Here is a 263-nt window from a genome sequence, read left to right on the forward strand (position 1 = left end):
ACAGGAACTCTTTACACTGGCAGAACAGGCGGATCAGTCCGGGATTCCCGAGGGCGTGAATCTGCCCGAAGAGATCCAGCGCCGAGAAGACCGGTTGGCCGTGATGGCAGTGGCCAAGGCGAAGATTGCCGAGCGGGCACAGGTCCGTTATGCCAAAGAGAAAGAACATTACGACACGAAAATGGCGCGCCGTGCGGAACAAGAAGCCCTGGGGCAAAAACCCCGAGGCAAAGCCCCCCAGGCACCGGACCCTGCGCCTAAAG

The 263-nt window shown here is 60.1% G+C and carries 1 pseudogene; it reads left to right on the forward strand.

Annotated features, from left to right (window positions below):
• A pseudogene (locus HAP95_RS07680) lies at nt 1–263 on the forward strand (IS5/IS1182 family transposase); the annotation flags it as partial.

The sequence above is a fragment of the Acidithiobacillus sulfurivorans genome (assembly GCF_018853815.1).
In the GTDB taxonomy this organism is placed as follows: domain Bacteria; phylum Pseudomonadota; class Gammaproteobacteria; order Acidithiobacillales; family Acidithiobacillaceae; genus Acidithiobacillus; species Acidithiobacillus sulfurivorans.